This window comes from Martelella mediterranea, assembly GCF_021021415.1.
GTDB lineage: Bacteria > Pseudomonadota > Alphaproteobacteria > Rhizobiales > Rhizobiaceae > Martelella > Martelella mediterranea_C.
The window spans coordinates 1-19,802 of record NZ_JAINWJ010000019.1 but is presented as its reverse complement, the minus strand read 5'-3'; the positions used below and the strand labels follow the sequence as shown (position 1 = coordinate 19,802).

Annotated in this window: 15 protein-coding genes and 2 pseudogenes; 5 read left to right on the top strand and 12 right to left on the bottom strand. The window is 60.1% G+C overall.

Annotation, left to right across the window (positions count from 1 at the left end; translation table 11 throughout):
* Positions 1 to 52: 52 nt before the first annotated feature.
* The 7 genes from K7H91_RS13205 to mdeB all read right to left on the bottom strand — a co-directional run bounded on the left by K7H91_RS13205 (position 53) and on the right by mdeB (position 10,634).
* Positions 53 to 1,048, bottom strand: coding sequence for an NAD(P)H-quinone oxidoreductase (locus K7H91_RS13205; protein WP_230720739.1), 996 nt, complete (start codon positions 1,046 to 1,048; stop codon positions 53 to 55).
* The gene (locus K7H91_RS13200) at positions 1,035 to 2,774 is read right to left on the bottom strand and encodes an FAD-dependent monooxygenase (protein WP_230720738.1); all 1,740 of its coding nucleotides are present in this window, start codon (positions 2,772 to 2,774) and stop codon (positions 1,035 to 1,037) included. Before K7H91_RS13200 ends, K7H91_RS13205 begins: the two co-directional genes overlap by 14 nt.
* 31 nt (positions 2,775 to 2,805) lie before the next feature.
* The gene (locus tag K7H91_RS13195; RefSeq protein ID WP_230720737.1) at positions 2,806 to 3,648 is read right to left on the bottom strand and encodes a fumarylacetoacetate hydrolase family protein; all 843 of its coding nucleotides are present in this window, start codon (positions 3,646 to 3,648) and stop codon (positions 2,806 to 2,808) included.
* A 40-nt stretch (positions 3,649 to 3,688) separates the two neighbouring features.
* Positions 3,689 to 4,669, bottom strand: a complete 981-nt coding sequence (locus K7H91_RS13190; RefSeq protein ID WP_018063960.1) for a VOC family protein — start codon at positions 4,667 to 4,669, stop codon at positions 3,689 to 3,691.
* Between the two features lie 228 nt (positions 4,670 to 4,897).
* Entirely contained in the window at positions 4,898 to 6,634 is a 1,737-nt protein-coding gene (gene lpdA, locus K7H91_RS13185) for a dihydrolipoyl dehydrogenase (protein ID WP_230720736.1), read from the bottom strand.
* A gap of 11 nt (positions 6,635 to 6,645) precedes the next feature.
* Positions 6,646 to 7,935, bottom strand: coding sequence for a dihydrolipoyllysine-residue acetyltransferase (locus tag K7H91_RS13180; protein WP_230720735.1), 1,290 nt, complete (start codon positions 7,933 to 7,935; stop codon positions 6,646 to 6,648).
* An 11-nt stretch (positions 7,936 to 7,946) separates the two neighbouring features.
* Complete coding sequence (mdeB, locus tag K7H91_RS13175; protein ID WP_230720734.1) at positions 7,947 to 10,634, bottom strand: alpha-ketoglutarate dehydrogenase; 2,688 nt, start codon at positions 10,632 to 10,634, stop codon at positions 7,947 to 7,949.
* Positions 10,635 to 10,765: 131 nt separating this feature from the next.
* On the opposite strand from mdeB, the gene K7H91_RS13170 reads away from it, so the two are divergent.
* Positions 10,766 to 11,251 carry an Lrp/AsnC family transcriptional regulator gene (locus K7H91_RS13170; RefSeq protein ID WP_230720733.1) on the top strand — a complete coding sequence of 162 codons (486 nt, stop codon included), beginning with the start codon at positions 10,766 to 10,768 and terminating at the stop codon, positions 11,249 to 11,251.
* 26 nt (positions 11,252 to 11,277) lie between these two features.
* On the opposite strand, the gene K7H91_RS13165 is transcribed toward K7H91_RS13170, so the two are convergent.
* The 3 genes from K7H91_RS13165 to dctP are packed head-to-tail and all read right to left on the bottom strand — an operon-like array spanning position 11,278 to position 14,063.
* On the bottom strand, positions 11,278 to 12,570 hold the full coding sequence (locus tag K7H91_RS13165; protein WP_230720732.1) for a TRAP transporter large permease: 1,293 nt from the start codon (positions 12,568 to 12,570) through the stop codon (positions 11,278 to 11,280).
* Positions 12,567 to 13,112: a TRAP transporter small permease gene (locus tag K7H91_RS13160; RefSeq protein WP_230720731.1), complete on the bottom strand. Its 546-nt coding sequence runs from the start codon at positions 13,110 to 13,112 to the stop codon at positions 12,567 to 12,569. The genes K7H91_RS13165 and K7H91_RS13160 overlap by 4 nt, the downstream gene beginning before the upstream one ends.
* Positions 13,113 to 14,063 (bottom strand): TRAP transporter substrate-binding protein DctP, encoded by a 951-nt coding sequence (gene dctP, locus K7H91_RS13155; RefSeq protein ID WP_230720730.1) that lies wholly within the window; start codon positions 14,061 to 14,063, stop codon positions 13,113 to 13,115.
* Here dctP and K7H91_RS13150 point away from each other — a divergent pair.
* From K7H91_RS13150 to K7H91_RS13135, 4 genes and pseudogenes are all read left to right on the top strand, one after another.
* Positions 14,050 to 15,150, top strand: a complete 1,101-nt coding sequence (locus K7H91_RS13150) for a GntR family transcriptional regulator (RefSeq protein WP_230720729.1) — start codon at positions 14,050 to 14,052, stop codon at positions 15,148 to 15,150. The two genes, dctP and K7H91_RS13150, sit on opposite strands and share 14 nt — an antisense overlap.
* Positions 15,137 to 16,708 (top strand): sulfatase, encoded by a 1,572-nt coding sequence (locus K7H91_RS13145; protein ID WP_230720728.1) that lies wholly within the window; start codon positions 15,137 to 15,139, stop codon positions 16,706 to 16,708. Before K7H91_RS13150 ends, K7H91_RS13145 begins: the two co-directional genes overlap by 14 nt.
* 292 nt (positions 16,709 to 17,000) lie before the next feature.
* A complete protein-coding gene (locus tag K7H91_RS13140; protein ID WP_230720727.1) occupies positions 17,001 to 17,540 on the top strand; it encodes a carboxymuconolactone decarboxylase family protein in 540 nt (179 codons plus the stop codon).
* Positions 17,541 to 17,887: 347 nt separating this feature from the next.
* Positions 17,888 to 18,836: pseudogene (locus tag K7H91_RS13135) on the top strand (IS630 family transposase).
* A gap of 6 nt (positions 18,837 to 18,842) precedes the next feature.
* Here the strand turns inward: K7H91_RS13135 and K7H91_RS13130 are convergent.
* Positions 18,843 to 19,403, bottom strand: coding sequence for a transposase (locus K7H91_RS13130; RefSeq protein ID WP_230720829.1), 561 nt, complete (start codon positions 19,401 to 19,403; stop codon positions 18,843 to 18,845).
* A pseudogene (locus K7H91_RS13125) lies at positions 19,370 to 19,573 on the bottom strand (transposase); the annotation flags it as partial. The gene K7H91_RS13130 and the pseudogene K7H91_RS13125, both read right to left, overlap by 34 nt.
* Positions 19,574 to 19,802 lie beyond the last annotated feature (229 nt).

The following is a 19,802-nucleotide window of genomic DNA, read 5'->3' as shown; positions in this document are numbered from 1 at the left end:
GCATGCCGGCGGCGGACTGAGCCGCCGCCCGGGAGATATCTGCGTCAGCCTGTCAGTCGTGAACGACGTCGAGGATGATCTTGCCGATATGGCTGTTGTTCTCCATCATGCGATGCGCATCGGCGGCTCTTCTGAAGTCGAATCTGCCCTCGATCTGAGGCCGCACCTGGCGTCCGAGAAGCGGCCAGACATCCGCGCGGATCATCCTTGCGACTTCGATCTTGCGCGCCAGCGGCAACGGACGCAGCAGCGAACCGGTGATGCGAATCCGCTTGGCCATGATGTCGCGCAACGGAACGCTGAGGGAGGCGCCGCCGCCGCCGGACAGATGCGCCATCATCCCGTCCGGCGCCATCATCTTCAGATCCTGCGCCACATGCGCGCCGGCGGAAACGTCCAGAAGCGCTGATACGCCCTTGCCGCCGGTGGCGGCCAGAACCTTGTCCGCAAGTTCGGGATCATCGTAGAGAAAGGCGGCTTTGGCGCCGAAATTCAGCGCGGCCGACACCTTCTTCTCGCTGCCGCAGGTCGCCAGAACATTATACCCGAGCGCCGACATGGCCTGCAGCGCGATGTGACCCACGCCGCTTGTACCGCCGTGAAACAATGCGAACTGGTCCTTCTCAAGCGACATGAGATTGAAGAAGTTCCACCACGTCGTGAAAACGGCCTCGGGAATGCCGGCCGCCTCGGCATCGGAAAGCGTGTCGGGCGCTGGCATCACCAGTCCCGCATTTGCCGTGACATACTGGCCGTAGCCGCCGCCCTGAACCAGCGCCATGACGCGCTCGCCTTCGGCCACGCCGCGCACGCCCTCGCCCGCGGCGACGACCTCGCCGCATACCTCGAGGCCGGGAACAGCCTGGCCGTCGCTGTGCTTTCCTGCCGCACGCTGGTGAACGTCATGCCGGTTCACGCCGGCCGCGGAGACCCGGATCAGCACCTCGCCGGGGCCGGGGCTCTGGACAGGCACCTGTTCGGCGACGAGAACTTCGGGACCACCCGCTTCTTTGATGATGACTGCTGTCTGATACTCAGGATGCGGCATTCAATACGGTCTTTCTCGTAGCGATTTCATCTTCGGATGCGGAATTCCGGCCGATCGACCTGAAAAGCGCGGCAATCAGGGCATCAGCATCGCCGCCCCGGGAGCTGCGCCACGCCACATGTCCATCGGGACGGATGAGAACCGCCCCTTCATCCGAGACCCCATACAGGTCTTTCCAGGCTTCAAGATCGGTTTCGACATCGAGACCATGTCCAACCAGATAGGCATTCACCTTCGGCAGTGACTTGCCGTCCAGGCCATCAAGCGCCACCTTCCAGGCTTGCCCCTTCGGGCCCGCGAGAAGCGTGAAGGCGTCAAAATCGAAGAGGTCGATGATCGAAATGTCCCGGCCTTCGAAACGGATCGGAATATGCGGCGCGCGGTGACCCGGACGCGCCGTCGGCGTGTAGGTTTCCACCTCGATCGGCGGCTCGGGCGTGCCATCTCCCGTCACGAGGCTGGAGTCATAGTGAAAGCCGAAGGTCTGGCCCGGATAGTCGAAATGCGCGCGCTGTTCCGGAATGCCCTCGGCGAGCCTGGCCCGGTTCGCGGCGCCCGCGGGACCCTCGATGTTGGACAGGAACTTGCTGTCATTGAACAGCATTCCCGACAGGCCCTTCTTCTCCATGGCCCGGGCGTTGCGCGCGCTTTGCTCGACATTGAACTTGGCAACCGGCCGGCGCTCCGTGTCATAGGTCTCCAGCAGACCTTCAGGCGCAAATCCCCTGAGCACGAAATCCAGTTTCCACGCCAGATTATGCACATCGGCAACACCGGTATTTACCCCCTGCCCACCCGTGGGCGGCAACGGATGCGCGGCATCGCCGGCAAAGAAGACGCGCCCCGACGACATGGAATCGACAATGCGCGCCTGCATGCGCCATGGCATGATGTTCTTGATTTCGATGTCGATATCATCCGTCCCGATCACCGCATGCAGTATCTCCAGACAGCGCTCCTCGGTGAAATCGTGCCGCGTCTCGGTTTCCGCATAGCCGAAATTGTAGGTCCAGCGATTGCGCCCATCCAGCGATATCAGCACGCCCGACGTCCTGGCGTTGTAGATCCACATGAGCAGGTAAGGCCGGTCCTTCACATACTCCCAAAGATCGGCGTGGAAATAGATGCCGATCTGCTGCCCCATCGACTCGCCGCTGATGCCGAGGCCGACCGCGTCGCGCGCTTCGCTGCGCGTGCCGTCCGCGGCAATCACGTATTTAGCCTGCGTGGTGCCGGACGCGCCGTCGGAATCTTCCCAGCTGAGCGTGACGCCATCATCATGCTGTTCGATGCCGGTGACATTGCAGCCGAAATTCAGTGAAACGCTTTCAAAGCCCTCCGCATGGTTGCGGATCACCGGTTCCAGCCTGTCCTGCGGGCATGACCGCTTCAGGACAGGGCTCTGAGTGCGCTCGATGCGCGCCCATTCGGGATCGCTACGCGTCTTGATCGCGCCGATCTCATCGCCGAGAAGGCTGGTGACAAACCCGATGCCGGCGTGTCGTTCAAGGGGAAGCGCCTCCGCGTCCACGCCCTCGGCTATGCCCATCATCCGGAAAATCTCCATGGTCCTGGTATTCACCACGTGACCCTTCGGATGAAAGGCAGTCGTCTGGTTCCGCTCGAACAGAACACAATTGATGCCGAGTCTGCCCAGCAGGCTTGCTGCGGTCAGCCCGACGGGGCCGCCGCCAATGACGGCAACATCCGCGTGCGTCGGTATCATCTTTGTCCTCCAGCCTTCTTGTCTTGTTTTCTTATTCGTCGGCAATGGTGTTTCGCAGCGTTCCAATGCCCGAAATCTCGACTTCGATCCGGTCGCCGGCTTTCATGAACACCTTCGGATCCCGGAAGAAACCGACGCCGCTCGGCGTGCCCGTTGCGATGATGTCGCCCGGCAGGAGTTCCGTGATCGTGGAGACATAGGCGATCAGATCCGGCACCTTGAACGCGAGATCGCCAATAGACGTCTCCTGCATCACCTCGCCATTCAGCCGCGTGACCAGGGTCTGGCTGTCAACGTCGCCCAGTTCGTCAGGCGTGACGATCCACGGCCCCATGGAGCCCGACCGGTCGAAATTCTTGCCGCCCCAGAACTGGGTCGTATGCCGTTGATAGTCGCGGATCGAGCCGTCATTGAAGCCGGTATATCCGGCAACGTGATCGAAGGCCTTGTCCTTTGCGATGGCGCGCCCGCGCTTGCCGATGACCACCGCGAACTCGCCCTCGTAGTCGAACTTGTCCGACGCCTTCGGCCGGATCATGGGCTGGTCGTGACCAACGACCGTCGACGGGTATCGGGTGAAGATCGAGGGATATTCCGGCCGGTCCCGGCCGGTCTCCTTGATGTGGCCCAGATAGTTGAGCCCGATGCAGATGATCTTGTCCGGATTCTGGATCGTCGGGATGAAGCTGACGCTGTCGGTCGCCAGGCTTTCGCCATCGGCGGACCGCAATTCTCCAATCGCATCTGCCGCAATCACCGCCTTGAGGTCAGGGTATTTGGCGCGCAGGCCGGCGCCGGCATCCCTGATCGTATCCCCTTCAACCACTCCGTAAGATGCAGTGCCCTCGGGCAAAATGAATGATGCTACTCGCAACGTCGTCTCCTCTCCGTTTTTATGTGTTCAACTTGCTGTTTTATTCTGCGTGCACGACGCTATCGAGCCAGGCGCAGTTCGGCTTCGGATCGGGCGCGCGGAACCCGTCGCGGGCATTCTTGTGCCGCATCTCGCGCATCCGAATTCTGACTTCATCGTCTTCGGGCAGATAGACGCGCTCATGTCCCCAGGTTGACGGACCTTCATGCGTCTCGAACGGCTTCCAGGTCTCGGGATCAACCACCTGTGCGCCCCAGCCGTATTCCACGAAGAACTTGGACGGCGTGTTGGTGTAGAAACTCATCATATGGTCATTGGAGTGCCGGCCAAGCGTATAGGCGATCCCCTCGTCGCGCTGCTGGGCTATGTCATAGCCCTGGCCCACATCGTCGAGCGAGAGCAGTTCGACCATGAAGTGGTGAATGCCCTTGCGGCCGGAGCCGACCATCGCGAAGCTGTGATGACGTCCATTGACGTGGAAGAAGTAGAGCGGATAGGGCTTCAGGCCGTAATCGGTCACGTTGAAACCCAGTATGTCCCTGTAGAAATGCAGGATTCCTTCAACGTTGGCGACATGCAGGACAGCATGCCCCATGCCGAGAGACCCGGTCTTGAAGCCACTGATCGGACGACCGGACAGGAACGGGTCGCTTGCGATCTCGGGCCCGTAAAAGGCTTCCAGCCGGTTGCCGTCGGGATCATGGAAGGAAATCAGACGGGCAACGTGGCGTTGATCGGAAAGGGACGCGCCGTGCAAGGTGACGGGGAAGCCCGCATTCTCGAGCCTGGCCGCCAGAGCTTCCAGATCTTCGGGCGAACCGACCTCCCAGCCCATGAAGGCAAGGTCCTCCTCGCCTTCGCCGGTCACGATCAGGCGCTGCTTGCGGTCGTCCATCCGGAACATGCGCATGGGTCCGCCCTGATCGACTTTCTGCATGCCAAGCAGATCCGTGGCGAAGCCTTCCCAATCACCCAGCCTCTTGGAATTGATACCCATATATCCAAGGGAAATAATCGACATCTATCCACTCCTCCCGCCCGGTTTTCACTGTGACAACGCACCCTCGGGCTACGTTTTTCAGCAAGAGCCGGAACCTGTTTCCGTGTCGCTTGCACCACAATAAGGATGCCATCCGATTGAAATCCAGTCGAAATTCGAATTTGTCCAGCTAGTGGACAACGCTGCCGGCCGGGTCGGATGCAAAAGGAATGCGCCGACGCGAGACATGCTCGAACAGCAGCCTCATCTTCAAAGGTCGGTGATCGTTCCTTCAAAGATTTCAGCGGCAAGCCCGATGGTCTCGGACAAGGTCGGGTGAGGATGAATGGTGAGCGACAGATCCTCGGCATCGGCGCCCATCTCGATGGCGAGCGCCACTTCGGCAAGCAACTCACCCGCGTTCGGACCGCAAATGCCGGCGCCGAGAACGCGCCCGCTATCGGGGTCGAACAGCAGCTTGGAAACGCCGTCCGAACCGGCCATGGCAAGGGCCCGCCCGGAAGCCGCCCAGGGGAAGGACGCCTTTTTATAAGCGATGCCTTTCGACCTGGCCTCGTTTTCCGTCAGGCCCACCCAGCCGACCTCCGGCTCGGTATAGGCGACCGAGGGAATGGCCGGTGCATCAAAGGCGGACTTGTGGCCGGCAGCGACTTCCGCGGCGACCTTGCCTTCATGCGTGGCCTTGTGCGCCAGCATTGGCTGCCCGACGACATCGCCAATGGCGAATATGTTCTCCCGGCTGGTCCGCATCTGCCGGTCGACCCTGATGAAACCGCCCTCATCGACACTGATCCCCGCTTTTTCAGCGCCGATCAGCCGGCCATTCGGCCTGCGGCCCACCGCCGAGAGGATCTTGTCGAACAGTTCTTCGCGGGTTCCCTCCGGTCCTTCAAACGTGACCCTCAATCCCGTCTTTTCGGATTGCACTTTGGTCACCTTGGTCTTCAGGCGCACGTTCTCGTAACGCTGCTCGATACGTTTCATCAAAGGGGCGACGATATCCCTGTCAGCCCCCGGGATGATCTGATCCATGAGCTCGACAATGGTGATGCGCGCGCCGAGCGCGTGATAGACCTGCGCCATTTCAAGGCCGATAATGCCGCCACCCAGCACCAGCATGCGCTTGGGGATATCGGCAAGTTCGAGGGCGCCCGTGCTGTCGATGATCCTGTCATCGTCCGGCAGGAAAGGGAGCCGCACCGGCTCGGAGCCGCAGGCGATGATCGCCTGCTTGAAGGCGATGGTTTTCTCGTCGCCCCCATGCGACACGCGCACAAGATTGCCGCCTTCGAACACGGCAGACCCGCGCAAGATCTTGACCTTGCGTCTCCTGGCAAGCCCGGTCAGCCCGCCCGTCAACTTTCCGACCACGTCACTCTTCCATGCGCGCAATCGATCGATATCGATTTCGGGCTTCGGGTAGGTAATGCCGTGGCCCGACATCGCCGCCGCCTCGTCAATCACCTTGGCCGCGTGCAACAGCGCCTTGGACGGAATGCACCCGACATTCAGGCAGACGCCCCCAAGATTGGGGTCGCGTTCGACGAGGGTCACCTTCAGACCGAGATCAGCCGCGCGGAAGGCGGCCGTGTAGCCGCCCGGCCCCGCCCCGATAACGACGAGTTCGGCCTCAGCGTCCGCATCCGGCAAGCCGGGCGCGGCATGGACCGAAGGTGTTGTTAGCGGCGCGTTAGCCGGTTGCGCAGCAACGGCCTGCGTGGCCGCTTCCCTTCTCTCGGCCGGCAATTCGGTTTCGGATTCGACCTCCAGGATCGCGCTGCCCTCACTGACGCGGTCGCCGACAGCGATGTGTATGGCCGTGACCCTGCCCGCGACGGGCGACGGAATATCGAGCGTCGCCTTGTCGCTTTCCAGCATCACGACCGTGTCTTCGACTGCAATGATGTCGCCCACGGCGACGCTCACCTCGACGACGGGCACATTGGCGAAGTCCCCTATGGCGGGGACCTTGATGTCCGTTTTCATCAACAGATCTCCTAAAGGGTAATACGCCGGAAATCCGACAGCATGTCTTTCAGCGTCACCAGGAAGCGCGCGGCGGCCACGCCGTCGACGGCGCGGTGATCCCAGCTCATGGAAAGCGGCTGTATCAGGCGCGGCTCGAAGTCCTCTCCGTTCCACACCGGCTGCATCCTGGCCCGCGTCATACCCAGAATGGCGACTTCGGGCGCGTTGATGATCGGCGTGAAATTCGTGCCGCCGATGCCGCCCAAAGACGAAATCGTGAAGGTTGCGCCCTGCATATCCTGAGGCTTGAGCTTGCCGGCTCTCGCCTGAGCGGCGAGCTCGACCATTTCCGCGGCGATCTCGATGATCCCCTTTTGGTCCGCGGCCTTGACGACAGGCACGACCAGCCCCTCCGGCGTATCTGCGGCCACCCCGATATTGAAATATTTCTTCAGGACGAGTGAATCGCCATCGAGCGAAGAATTGAACTTGGGGTGCAGCCTCAGCGTGGCCGCCGCCGCCTTGACGACGAACGGCAGGATCGAAAGCTTGAGGCCGTCTCTGGAATCAGCGTTGAGAGATTTCCGGAACGCCTCCAGTTCGGTGATGTCTGCCTCTTCGAAATTGGTAACATGCGGAATGATCGTCGCATTGCGCACCAGGTTGGGACCGGAAAGCCGGGCGATACGGGAAAGCGGCACCCGTTCCGTTTCGCCAAATTTCTCGTAATCGACTTTCGGCCAGGGAAGGAGGTCCAACCCTTCGCCGGTGGCAGCATTTGCCGATGGCGCGCTGCCGCCAAGCCTCGATTTCACAAAGGCATGCAGGTCGTCACGCGTTATCCGGCCCTTGGGGCCGCTCCCGCTCACCGCGCCGATCTCGACGCCGAGTTCGCGCGCGAGCTTTCGAACCCCGGGCGAGGCATGGGCCAACCTTCCATCGGCGACCGCCGTCGTGGTTGTCGCCAACGCCGGCTTTGGCGCCGGCGCGGCGGCGGCGTCCGGGGGCTCGGCAGTGGCGGTCTCGACAGCCGTCTCTTTCTCAGTGCCCCGAGCCTCATCCGAAGCTGCATTCTCGGCGCTGATCTCGACGATGGCGATCAGCGAGCCCTGGCTGACCCTGTCGCCTTCACCGACGCACACTTCGACGATCCGCCCGGCAATGGTGGAGGGCACATCCAGCGTGGCCTTGTCGGATTCAAGCGATATGACCGAGTCGTCGATCGCTATGGTATCGCCCGGCGCGACATGGATTTCGACGACAGGCACGCTGGAGAAATCGCCGATATCGGGCACGGTGAATTCTATGGTCTTGCTCATGTCCGACACCCTCAAACTGTCCACGGATCCGGCGACGTGCCGTCGATCCCGAACGACTTGAGCGCCTTGGTCAAAGTCTCGGGTTCGCTGTGCCCGGCCCGAACAAGCGCCTCGATTGCAGCAATGGCGATGCTTTCGCGATCGACCTCGAAGAACCGGCGCAGGGCCTCGCGTTGATCGGACCTGCCGAAGCCATCCGTGCCGAGGGCGACAAGACGGCCTTCGACATAGGGAGCGATCATTTCGGGAACGGCGCGGACATAATCGGTCGCGGCGATAATCGGCAGTGTGCCGGGCAGACATGTCTCGACATAGGGCTTCGCCCGGTCCTTTTGGGGCGAGAGCCGGTTTCGCCTTTCGACGCTGCGAGCCTCCCGTGAAAGCTCCGAGAAACTCGTCGCCGAAAAGATCTCGGATGCAATGCCGAACTCGTCAGCAAGGATATCGGCGGCGGCGATGACCTCGTTGAGTATCGTGCCGGAGCCGACCAGTCTGACCTTGACTTCGGATTCTGCCTCCCCGCGTTCGCCGAGCTTGTAAAGACCCTTGAGGATTCCCTCCTCGCATCCTTCCGGCATGGATGGCTGGGCGTAGTTCTCGTTCATCACGGTCAGATAATAGAACTCGTCCCTCTGCTCAGCCATCATGCGCAGAATGCCCGCATGCATGATCACCGCGAGCTCGTAGGCAAAGGCGGGGTCGTAGGCCTTGCAGTTCGGAATGGTCGCGGCAATCACATGGCTTGCGCCATCCTGGTGCTGCAGCCCCTCTCCGGACAGGGTCGTTCGGCCCGCCGTCGCGCCAAGCAGGAACCCGCGGGCGCGCTGGTCGGCCGCTGCCCAGATCAGGTCGCCAACGCGCTGGAAGCCGAACATCGAATAATAGATGTAGAAGGGCAGCGTTGCCGTGTCGTGAACCGAGTAGGAGGTGGCAGCCGCCGCCCAGGATGAAATCGCGCCGGCTTCCGTGATGCCCTCTTCGAGCAGTTGGCCGTTCTTCGCTTCCTTGTAGAACAGCATCGAGCCGGCATCTTCGGGTTCATAAAGCTGACCTTCGGGCGCGTAGATGCCGATCTGGCGGAACAGGTTATCCATCCCGAAAGTGCGCGCCTCGTCTGCGACGATGGGCACGATGCGCGGACCGACCGACTTGTCCTTCAAGAGCGCGCTGAGCATGCGCACCGCAGCCATCGTGGTCGACATTTCCTTGCCATCCGCCTCCAGCGCGAATTTCGCATAGTCCGCGAGTTCGGGAATGTTTGGCAGCGCGGCGCCCTGAACGGTGGTGCGCCGCGACGGCATCGACCCGCCCAGGGCCTCGCGGCGCGCGCGCAGATAGCGCATTTCCTCGCTGTCATCCGCCGGTTTGTAGAATTTCAGATCCTCAAGATCTTTCTCGCTCAACGGAAGCTTGAACCGGTCGCGGAAGCTCACCAGTGCTTCCATGTCGAGTTTCTTGGACTGGTGGGCCGTCATCCTGCTTTCGCCGGCATTGCCCATGCCGTAGCCCTTCTTGGTCTTGGCGAGGATGACCGTGGGCCGGCCCTTATGCGCCTTGGCGGCGGCAAAAGCGGCATGAAGTTTTCTGAGATCGTGACCCCCGCGCTTGAGCGTGTGGATCTCGTCGTCGGTCATGTGCGCAACCAGATCGCGTGTGGCCGGGTCGATATCGAAGAATTTATGGCGGTTGTAGTCGCCATCCTTGGAGCCGAGATTCTGGTATTCCCCGTCCACGGTTTCGGCAAAGCGCCTGAGCAGGACCAGATCCTTATCCCGGGCGAAAAGGCCGTCCCACTCCGACCCCCAGAGCACCTTGATGACATTCCAGCCAGCGCCGATAAACAGGCTCTCAAGCTCCTGAATGATCTGGCCGTTGCCGCGCACCGGCCCATCAAGCCGCTGCAGGTTGCAGTTGACGATGAAGGTCAGGTTGTCGAGCTTTTCACGCGCGGCCAGCGTCAGGCCGGCGACCGATTCCGGCTCGTCCATCTCGCCGTCGCCGAATACGCCCCAGACGTGCCGCCCGGCGGTGTCGGCCAATCCGCGGGCTTCGAGGTAACGCATGTAGCGCGCCTGATAGACGGCGTTCAAGGGGCCGATCCCCATCGACCCTGTCGGGAACTGCCAAAAATCCGGCATCAGCCAGGGATGCGGATAGGAACACAGCCCGTTGCCCGACAGCTCCTGCCGGTAATTGTCAAGCTGCTCTTCCTTCAGCCTGCCTTCCAGGAAGGCGCGCGCGTAAACGCCCGGCGCGGAATGCGGCTGGAAGTAAACGAGATCGCCGCCGAACGTCTCGGTCTTCGCGCGGAAGAAATGATTGAACCCGACCTCGAAAATTTCCGCCACGGAGGCATAGCTGGCGATGTGGCCACCCAGGCCGCCATAGGCCTTGTTGGCGCGAACCACCATGGCCAGCGCATTCCAGCGCATGATCGACGTCAGCTTCTCCTCGATGGCGAGGTTGCCCGGATAGTGCCCCTGAGAGGCCACGGGGATCGTGTTCCGGTAGGAGGAATAGGGTTGACCGCCGACAAAAACGCCGTTGCGCCGTCCGACCTCCTCCAACTGCCTGAGCAGGAATTGGGCGCGCGAACTTCCATTGGCCTCGATCACCGCGGTGAGCGCTTCGATCCATTCGCGCGTCTCCAGAGGATCAGGATCGATATGACCGCCAATTTGAAGTTCGACTTTACTCATCGTGCTCGCCTCCCAGACGCTGTGTTTTCCCGATCATAGGCGAAGAGACGGAATATGTTCTGCCGTTCATATGTTGCAAAAACCAAATAATCAGGCTTTCATGCTGCCAAGTGAAATCTCAAGGAAATAAAATGCGGCAAATGGCGCTTGATAAAATAGATCGAAAAATCCTGTCCGAGCTGCAGGTGGATGGCAAGATCACGAATGTGGAGCTGTCCGGTCGCGTGGGGCTCTCGCCCTCACCCTGCCTGCAGCGCGTGCGCGCCCTGGAAGAGGAAGGGGTTATCGACCGCTATGTGGCGTTGGTGGATCCCAAATCCGTCGGCCTATCGATCAGCGTCTTCATTCAGGTCACGCTCGAACGCCAGGTGGAAAACGCGCTCGAACTGTTCGAAAGCAAGATGGAAGCCTATCCCGAGGTCATGGAATGCTACCTGATGACAGGCGACAGCGACTACCTCATTCGCGTGGCGGTCGCCGATGTCGATCTGCTGCAGAAATTCATCATCAATTATCTGACCACGATCCCCGGGGTCGCGAATATCAAGTCGAGCTTCGCCCTGAAGCAGGTCAAATACAAAACCGCCCTGCCGATCGAAAATGCGCCCTCAGCTTGAAGCCCCCCTCCGAGAGGCGCGGCCCGTCATCCCATGACCGAGGGCAGATAAAGCGCAATCGGCGGATAAAACACGATCAGCGCCAGGCGACATATGTCCGCCACCCAGAACGGCGCTATTCCCCTGAATATGGCAGTGAGTGAAAGTTCAGGGATAACCGCCTTCATGACAAAGGCATTCATCCCGATCGGCGGCGTCACAAGCGAAATCTCGGTCACGACGACAACCACGATCCCGAACCAGATGAGGTCGAAGCCCAAGAGCGACACGAGCGGGGCGAAGAGCGGGACGGTCAACAACACCATGCCCGCGCCTTCGAACACGCATCCCAACAAGAGATAGATGGCCAGAATCAGCCACATCACCTGCATCGGCGACAGGGCCAGCGTCTCCATCCAGGTTTTGAGTTCTGCCGGCATACGGGCAATTTCTATGAAATTCGAGAAAACGAGCGCTCCGAGCGCCACGGTGAATACCATCGCCGTCATTTTGCCGGCCTCGAAAATCGATTCCAGAAAACCCGGCAATGTTATCCTTTTCCGGATAATGCAGAAGACAAGCGCCCCCACGGCCCCCATGCCGCCCGCCTCCGTGGCGGTGAACATTCCGAAATAGAGGCCGCTGATCACGAAGAAAAACAGCAGCATGACCGGCCACACCCCTTTGAGCGATGCAAACCGGTACCTCCAGGAAAAACTTTCTCCTCTGGGCCCGATGCGCGGGAACAGCGTCGTCAATCCGACAACGACCAGCAAATATCCAAGGACCGTCAAAATCCCCGGCAGAATTCCGGCAATGAAAAGCGCGCCAATATCCGACTCCGTTATGATCCCGTAGAGGACCAGGATGACCGAGGGCGGGATGAGAATACCGATCGTCCCGCCCGCGGCAATCGTGCCCGCGGAGAATGACGGGCTGTAGCCGTATTTTATCATCTCCGGAAACGCCACCTTGCCCATTGTGGCTGCCGTCGCGACGGACGATCCGCTCACCGCGGAAAAGCCTCCGCAAGCGACGATGGTGGACATGGCCAACCCGCCGCGAAAACGCCCGAACCAGGCGTAGGAGGTTCTATAGAGATCCGAGGCCAGATCCGCCCGATAGATGAGGTTTCCCATCAACACGAACAGGGGAACAACGATAAACCCGTATGACATGCTGTTTGAGGTCACCGTCTGGCCCAGCATCGCAAGCGCCGCGTCGGTTCCGCGCACCATCGCGAAACCGCCAAAGCCTACGAGCATCATGCAAAAGCCGAGGGGCACTCCGATAAACGCCAGGGCCAGAAGCAAGCCCATTCCAACCAGACCCGCGATCATAGCTCCCAGCCTCCCCCGGCTTTGCTTCCCTGCCCGTCGTCCTCCAGCCCCCGAATGCCGGTCGCCGCCTGCAGCAGAAGAACCACACAGGTTACGGCGCCCATGAACGCCATGAAGAACATCACCGGATATTGCGGCAACTCAAGAAACGCCGAGGTCACGCCCCACTGCATTGCCTTTTCCGCTTGGTCCCAGAGGCAATAGGTCAAAAGCGCCACGATCGCGGCACTGATCAAATTCAGAACCGCGCCCTGAACGCGCTTCAACATCGCGTTTCGCCCAAAAAAACCGTCTACGAGGGAAACGGTGATATGGCCGCGGTCAAACGTAATGAGGGGCAGACCCGCAAAGATCAGGATTCCCATGCCATATTGCTGAATTTCAAAGGCGCCGGGGATCGGCGCGTTGAATACGTAACGACCCACAACATCGAAGAAGGTCAGAACGAGAATGCCCAGCAGGGTAACCGTCAGGACAACCTTCAGGAGCGTTTCGAAAACCGTGCTGGCGCGGCTGGTCGCGGTATCTGGAGCGGCGGCCATTCAGTTTTCCAGCTCCTCAAGCTGGGCCCGATAAAAACTGATCACTTCATCAGGATCAAGCCCAAGCCCGGCAACCTTTTCCTTCCACTTTGCAATCGCGGCTTCAACCTCTTCGCTTTGACGCAGTTGGGCTATCTGATCGGCGCCGGCCTCGATGACCTCCATGCCCGCTGGCTCCAGTTCGGCGCGGGCCTGTTCGGTCGCATCATCGAGATTGCCGCCTGCAAGCGCCGCCAGCGCTTCGCCGCTGACTTTCTCGATTGCGGCCCTGTCGGCCTCCGGCATGGCATCCCAGACCTTCTGATTGAAGATGATCGAAGCCGTCGATCGATAAAGGCTGCCCGGATAAAGCGTTGCGTATTTGAGCTCCTCGAGCACACCGAGCCCTTCAACCGAGGAGATCGGCAGAACGGTGCCATCGACCACCCCGCGCTCGACGAGCTCGAATGTATCGACCGCCGGGCGAGAGACAATCACGCCGCCCATGGCAGCGATCACGGGCACGCCATTGGGATTGACCCGCAGCTTGAGACCGCTGACATCCTCGGCCACTTCGACAGGACGCTTGTTGTTCCAGATGTGATTGCCCGTGAGCGCCACCAGAGCGACGACATGGACCCCGTCAATGGGCTCCGCTTCGCGGAAGAATTTCTCATATGTGCGCCAGAGAGCAATGGAATGCGCCTTGGCGCTGTCGCGATCGAACAGAACCGGCAGTTCCGAAATCAGCGGCGCAAGCCACTGAGACGCCGTGAAGGATGAAATATTCATCGCCGCATCGGCGACGCCCGCCCGGATCATCTCCAGTTGGCGCGGGGGCGGTGCCAGCGACGAGGCCGTGAAATCGATCTCTATATTGCCATCAGAGGCTTCTTCCACGGCATTGGCCCAGGGCCGAATGACATTGCGCATGATCTCGTTGTGCTCGGGCAGATAATTGTTGAAGACCACGCTGGTTTCCGCCTTGGCCGAAGCTCCGGTCAAAAGCACCGCCGCCATCGCAGCGGTCAGAGTTCTTGATATCATTGGCACGCCTCCCTCTCGGTGCCTGTCGCACCCGGTTTTCATTTCACCGGCCGGCCGGGCGATATTTCGCGTCGATGCATCCGATAGGATGCATGGTGACAGCCTTGCCGATCCAGATCTGAACGTCTCTCCCTCGCAACTCATTTCATATAATTGCATGCAATTCAATAATCATTTCTTGATGTATGCGAATTTTCGGGTTGAATTACGCCCATATTCCTGCGATTTTCGGGATACGAAGACTAAAGAGGCTAGAAATTGCATGCAATCAAGATCTGCGCCGAGCAGCAATACAGAGGCGGTGACGAAGCGCCTGCGTCATTTGATCATGACCGGCGAGATATCCCCCGGCGACCGGTTGACCGAGGTTGGCCTCGCCAGGCTGCTCGATGTTTCGCGCACGCCGGTACGCCTCGCACTCGCGCGGCTTGAGCAGGAAGACCTTGTTCAAGGAGAACCGCATCGCGGCTTTCGCGTGCGGCGGTTCACTATTGACGAGATGCGGGAAATCATTGAAGTCCGGGCCACGCTTGAGGGCATGTCGGCGCGCCTTGCCGCAGAGAGAGGCGGATTTCAACAATACGAAGATGAAATGACGCGCTGCATCGCGATCGTGGACGAGCTTATCGCCAGGGGCGACGGCGGCGAATCCGCCCGAAACGAATTTATCGAGGTGAATGTCCGGTTTCACGCGACGATCGCGAGCATGGCCGGCAATTCAGTTCTGACGCGACGGCTTGAAGAAAGCCCGTTTCGCGCCTCTCCGCTGTTTCATGCCTTCACCGATGAAGAAGCGGTCGAGGGTTTCGCGACATCCCAGTTCGATCACAAGAGAATTGTCGAGGCGATCAGGAACGGAGAAGGGACGCGGGCGGAGTTTGCCATGCGCGAACACGCGCTGGCCCCCCTGGGTAAGGCGGAGCTCATTTTCAGGAACCTTCACAGACTGTCGCAGAAGTCATTCCCAGGTCTGGGCGAAAGTCACACCGAAAGCAGCGATGATGAGAGCTAAGCGGCCCAATTTTCTCTATTTCATAACGGACCAGCAGCGCGCCGACTGGCTTGGATGCGCCGGACACCCTGTGGTCAAAACGCCCAATATCGACCGCATTGCGGAAAACGGAACATCGTTTGAGGATTTCCACGTTGCGCTGCCCGTCTGCATGCCAAACCGGGCTTCGCTGATTACGGGACGGTATCCGTCGGTCCACGGGCTGCGTTACAATGGCTGCGCTCTCACCGAGCGGGCAAACACATTCGTGGAGGTGCTGGCTGCTTCGGGCTATGCCACCGCCGCGATCGGCAAAAGCCATTTGCAGGCCTTCACCGACGCCAAGCCGCTCGGGCGCAAGCCGTTTGAAGCCGGTCCGATCACGGAAGCCTGGAAGCCGGAGCAGACGGGCTACGATGAGGAGGCACCTGGCAGCTACGGAAAGACGGAACCCTACAAAATCAAGACGCCCTATTATGGCTATCAGCATGTGGAGATGGTAACAGGCCACGGCGACAAATGCGGCGGGCATTACGGCCAGTGGTTTCGCCGAACGCACCCCGACTGGCGAGAGCTGCATGATCCGGCCAATGAGCTGCCGCACGACTATACATGTCCTCAAGCCTATCGAACGCCTGTGCCCGAAGAAAGTTACCCCACGGCCTGGATCGGCGACAGGGCTGCGGAATGGCTGCGCGATCGCGCGGGCGACGATACGCCATTCTTCGCATTTGTCTCGTTTCCCGATCCGCATCACCCGTTCAATCCGCCGGGCAAATACTGGTCGATGTATGATCCGGACGACTTTGAGGTGAGACTGCCCTACTCCGCCCACAAGAACCCCAACCCCATTTTCGAACACATCAGGAAAATGTGGGAGAACGGGGAAACCGCTCCGCTTCTGCAGACCGCGTTCTACGCCGACGACCGGCAAATCCGCGAGGCGATGGCGCTTACCGCGGGCATGATCACCATGATCGACGATCAAATCGGCAAGGTGATGCAGGCGCTTGAAGAATCCGGACATGCCGACAATACCGTTGTGATCTTCAACTCGGACCACGGCGATTACATGGGCGACTTCAACCTTCTCCTGAAGGGTATGTTGCAGATGCGCGGCCTGACGCGGGTGCCTTTTATCTGGAGCGACCCGTCCAACACCGACGCCATAGCCAAGTCCGGAACGCTTGCTTCAACGGTGGATGTCGCGGCAACGATCCTTGAGCGGGCAGGCGTCAAGCCATATTGGGGCATGCAGGGGAAAAGCCTGATCCCGGCCATGGCCGAGGGCGGCGAAATTCGCGACGCCCTGCTGATCGAACACCACGACAGCGGCGCGCGCTACAATCTCGAGGAGCCCGCCCGCATCCGCACCCTGATCACCAAGCGATGGCGGCTGACCATCTTCATGAATTTCGAATGGGGCGAGCTTTACGATCTGGTTGCCGATCCGGACGAGACAAACAATCTATGGTCCGATCCCCGCTATGAGTCCGTGCGCGGTCGCTTGTCCGAGCGCCTGGTGGGGGAGATGATCGCGGTGATGGAGGAAAGCCCCCGCGCCCAACGCATCGCTTGAAAGCGTGAGATTGTGTTTGAAACGACGGCCTCGGCAGCGGTGACCACGCGCCGGGGACACAAGCGTCCCGGGCCGCCCATTGTGTGAATCCATATCTTGTGGAACTGACGCGGTGGCTTGGTCGAGCTTGCCGGAACCTTTCACGCCAGATCTGGTCGATTGTTGACGCAAAACCAGGATTCGGCTGGTCCGCTAGATGGACAGGCCGGATTTAGACCTGTCTTTTCCGCGGCGCAAGGGCGACCATTCGGCCCCCCAAGGCTGTATGCAACACCGAGTGGAGCCCGTTGCAATGACCGACAAACCCCTCCTGCCGCCGCTTCAGGACAGCGACTGGCCGCCGGAGATCGCAGACCTGAAAGACGGCTTCGCCAGCGCGCTCAACGTCTATCGCACCATGGCGCATCACCCGGACCTGCTGCGCGCCTGGGCGCCGCTGCGCCAGCATGTGGTCAAGGACACCGCGCTCGGCCCGGAGCGCTCGGAAGTCGTGATCCTGCGCGTCGCCTTCCGTTTCGGTTCAGGCTATGAGTGGAACCACCATGTCGACCGGGCGACACGGCTCGGTTTCTCCGCCGAGCGCATCGCCGCGCTTCGCGCTATGCCGGAGGGCGAGGACGGTTTGATCGTCCGCGCCGTCGACATGCTGATCGACCAGCGCCGGCTTGCGCCCGAAACCGAAGCAGCACTTGCCGAAGCACTCGGACGACCCGCGGTCTTCGACCTCATCGCCACCGTCGGCTTTTATGCCGTGCTCGGCTATATCCTGATGACCTATCGCACGCCCCTCGACGCCGGCATTGCCGACGTGTTTTCCGGAACCGGGAAATAGGCGTCCGATCGCAATGACGAAACTCGCAGCAATCCGTTCGGCAGTCTCCTCAAGCAGAACAGCTCCGGTTTCGACAACTTTTCCATCGGCTTAGCTGCGCAAGTCAAGTTCATCAAGACGAAGTCAATGACGCCTTCGGTGCTCAAAGGTCTTGAAGGGATATGATCCGGCGGCCCCGTCGAAATGATATTCAATTGAATAAACTGCTAGTAGCCGAACGGGAGCGTCGCCCCTGGCTGATGAAATTGCCGCCACTAGAGCGGTTCTGTGTTTGACGGAATCAAAGGGATTCCCCTTTTGCTGGTTTTGTGATTCAAGATTCTGGCTGGGCAGGAGGCCAGCATCTGATGACGGCACCTCTTTCCAATGATCTTCGAAAGCGTGTGGTTCTTGCCATTGAGGCTGGCGAGAGCTGCCGCTCGGTCGCTTCTCGCTTTGGGGTTTCCGTGTCTGCTGCAGTGAAGTGATCGCAGCGCTACCGGGCGACAGGTTCGCTCGCGCCCGGCAAGATGGGTGGCCATCGCAAGCGCATACTGGAACCGCACCGGGCCTTCATCATCGAGCGCATCAACCAGACCTCGCATCTGACGCTGCAGGGGGTGAAGGATGAACTGGCTGCGCGTGGCGTAAAAGTCTCGCACGATACGGTCTGGAAGTTCCTGCGGCGCGAGGGCCTCAGCTTCAAAAAAAACACTGTTCGCCCTTGAGCAGGCGCGCGTTGACATCGCCAGACGGCGTCAACGCTGGCAAACTTTGCAGGCCGGCCTCGATCCCGGCAGGCCGGTGTTCATCGATGAAACCTGGATCAAGACCAATATGGCGCCGCTCAGGGGATGGGGCAAACGCGGCAAACGCCTTCGCGGCTTTGCGCCGCATGGGCATTGGCGAACACTGACCTTTCTCGGCGCGCTGCGCTGCGACCGGCTGACGGCCCCTTGCGTCTTCGACGGGCCGATCAACGGTCAATGCTTCAAAGCCTATGTCGAGCAGATTCTCGTGCCCACTCTCAAGCCGGGTGATATCGTCGTCATGGACAATCTCGGCAGCCACAAGTCGGCCGCCATCCGCAAGGCGATCAAAGCGGCAGGCGCGAGGCTATGGTTCCTGCCGCCCTATTCGCCCCATCTCAATCCGATCGAACAGGCGTTCGCCAAGATCAAACACTGGATGCGTATGGGGCAGAAGCGAACCGTCGAGGAAACATGGCGGGCCATAGGACGCCTTGTTACGACCATCAAACCGCAAGAGTGCGCAAAATACCTTGCAAATGCTGGATACGCTTCCGTGAAAAACTGAAACGCTCTAGGCCATGTGGACGGATTCTATGAGGTTGAACGCTGCCGCGATTGATACGATGGCTGAAAAGTTGCGTTTGATTTTCCCGACAGCTTGGTCGATGCGGGCGCGACCTCGGTAGATGGCCTTGGCAAAGTGGGCGGGTTTATCTTTCTCGTTGGTTTTATGCGGGATCACCGGAATGGCACCGCGAGAACGGGCTGCGTTGCGGTTGGCCTTGCTGGCATACCCCTTATCCGCGACAACCGCGCGGGGTGTCACGTCGGGACCGAGGTCCAACAGGATCCGGAAATGCGGAGCATCGCCTTTTTCGCCACCGGTCAGATCGAATGCGATTGGCAGGCCGTCGAAATCCGTCTTCAGATGGATTTTGGTCGTGAAACCGCCGCGTGACCGGCCGAGCGCCTGACCTTTCTGCCCCCCTTTGCGCCAGCAGCCGAAACATGAGCGCGGACGATCGTGGAATCGAACATCTGAACCAGACTGGCCGTGGAGGACAGAGAGGCCAGATGCTCGAAGAAGAGATCGAAGGTGCCGCCTTTGCTCAGTCGGTCGAACCGTTTCCAGACGCTATTCCATTTGCCGAAGCGCTCCGGCAGGGCACGCCATGTGATATTGTGAATCGCGAAATAATGAAGGGCCTCCAGAAAAAGCCGGTCATCCCGGCCTTTATCGCCACGTCGGGGTAACGATGCCTGAAAAGCCTCAAGCGCTACCCGCCAGTCGTCCTCTGTCATCTTCGTGCTCATGTCGACCTCCAATCAGTCGACATCCCATGAATCAGACAACGCTCAGCCGGGGAATCCCATTTCTTCAAACTGCGGCAATCCGTCCAAACCGCCTAAGCGCGGGCAGGTCTCCATGACCGTTTCCGTCTTCATTCTGGTTATTTTGAACCAGGATACCAAGCCGAACGTTGGGTTCACGCAGGGAAGCGTGGCAGCCCATCTCTAGCGGTCCGGAAAA

Excerpts from the sequence above, each read along its gene's own strand:
- K7H91_RS13205 (WP_230720739.1), bottom strand. The coding sequence starts at position 1,048 with ATGCCGCATCCTGAGTATCAGACAGCAGTCATCATCAAAGAAGCGGGT.
- K7H91_RS13200 (WP_230720738.1), bottom strand. The coding sequence starts at position 2,774 with ATGATACCGACGCACGCGGATGTTGCCGTCATTGGCGGCGGCCCCGTC.
- K7H91_RS13190 (WP_018063960.1), bottom strand. The coding sequence starts at position 4,669 with ATGTCGATTATTTCCCTTGGATATATGGGTATCAATTCCAAGAGGCTG.
- lpdA (WP_230720736.1), bottom strand. The coding sequence starts at position 6,634 with ATGAAAACGGACATCAAGGTCCCCGCCATAGGGGACTTCGCCAATGTG.
- K7H91_RS13180 (WP_230720735.1), bottom strand. The coding sequence starts at position 7,935 with ATGAGCAAGACCATAGAATTCACCGTGCCCGATATCGGCGATTTCTCC.
- mdeB (WP_230720734.1), bottom strand. The coding sequence starts at position 10,634 with ATGAGTAAAGTCGAACTTCAAATTGGCGGTCATATCGATCCTGATCCT.
- K7H91_RS13170 (WP_230720733.1), top strand. The coding sequence starts at position 10,766 with ATGCGGCAAATGGCGCTTGATAAAATAGATCGAAAAATCCTGTCCGAG.
- K7H91_RS13165 (WP_230720732.1), bottom strand. The coding sequence starts at position 12,570 with ATGATCGCGGGTCTGGTTGGAATGGGCTTGCTTCTGGCCCTGGCGTTT.
- K7H91_RS13160 (WP_230720731.1), bottom strand. The coding sequence starts at position 13,112 with ATGGCCGCCGCTCCAGATACCGCGACCAGCCGCGCCAGCACGGTTTTC.
- K7H91_RS13145 (WP_230720728.1), top strand. The coding sequence starts at position 15,137 with ATGATGAGAGCTAAGCGGCCCAATTTTCTCTATTTCATAACGGACCAG.
- K7H91_RS13140 (WP_230720727.1), top strand. The coding sequence starts at position 17,001 with ATGACCGACAAACCCCTCCTGCCGCCGCTTCAGGACAGCGACTGGCCG.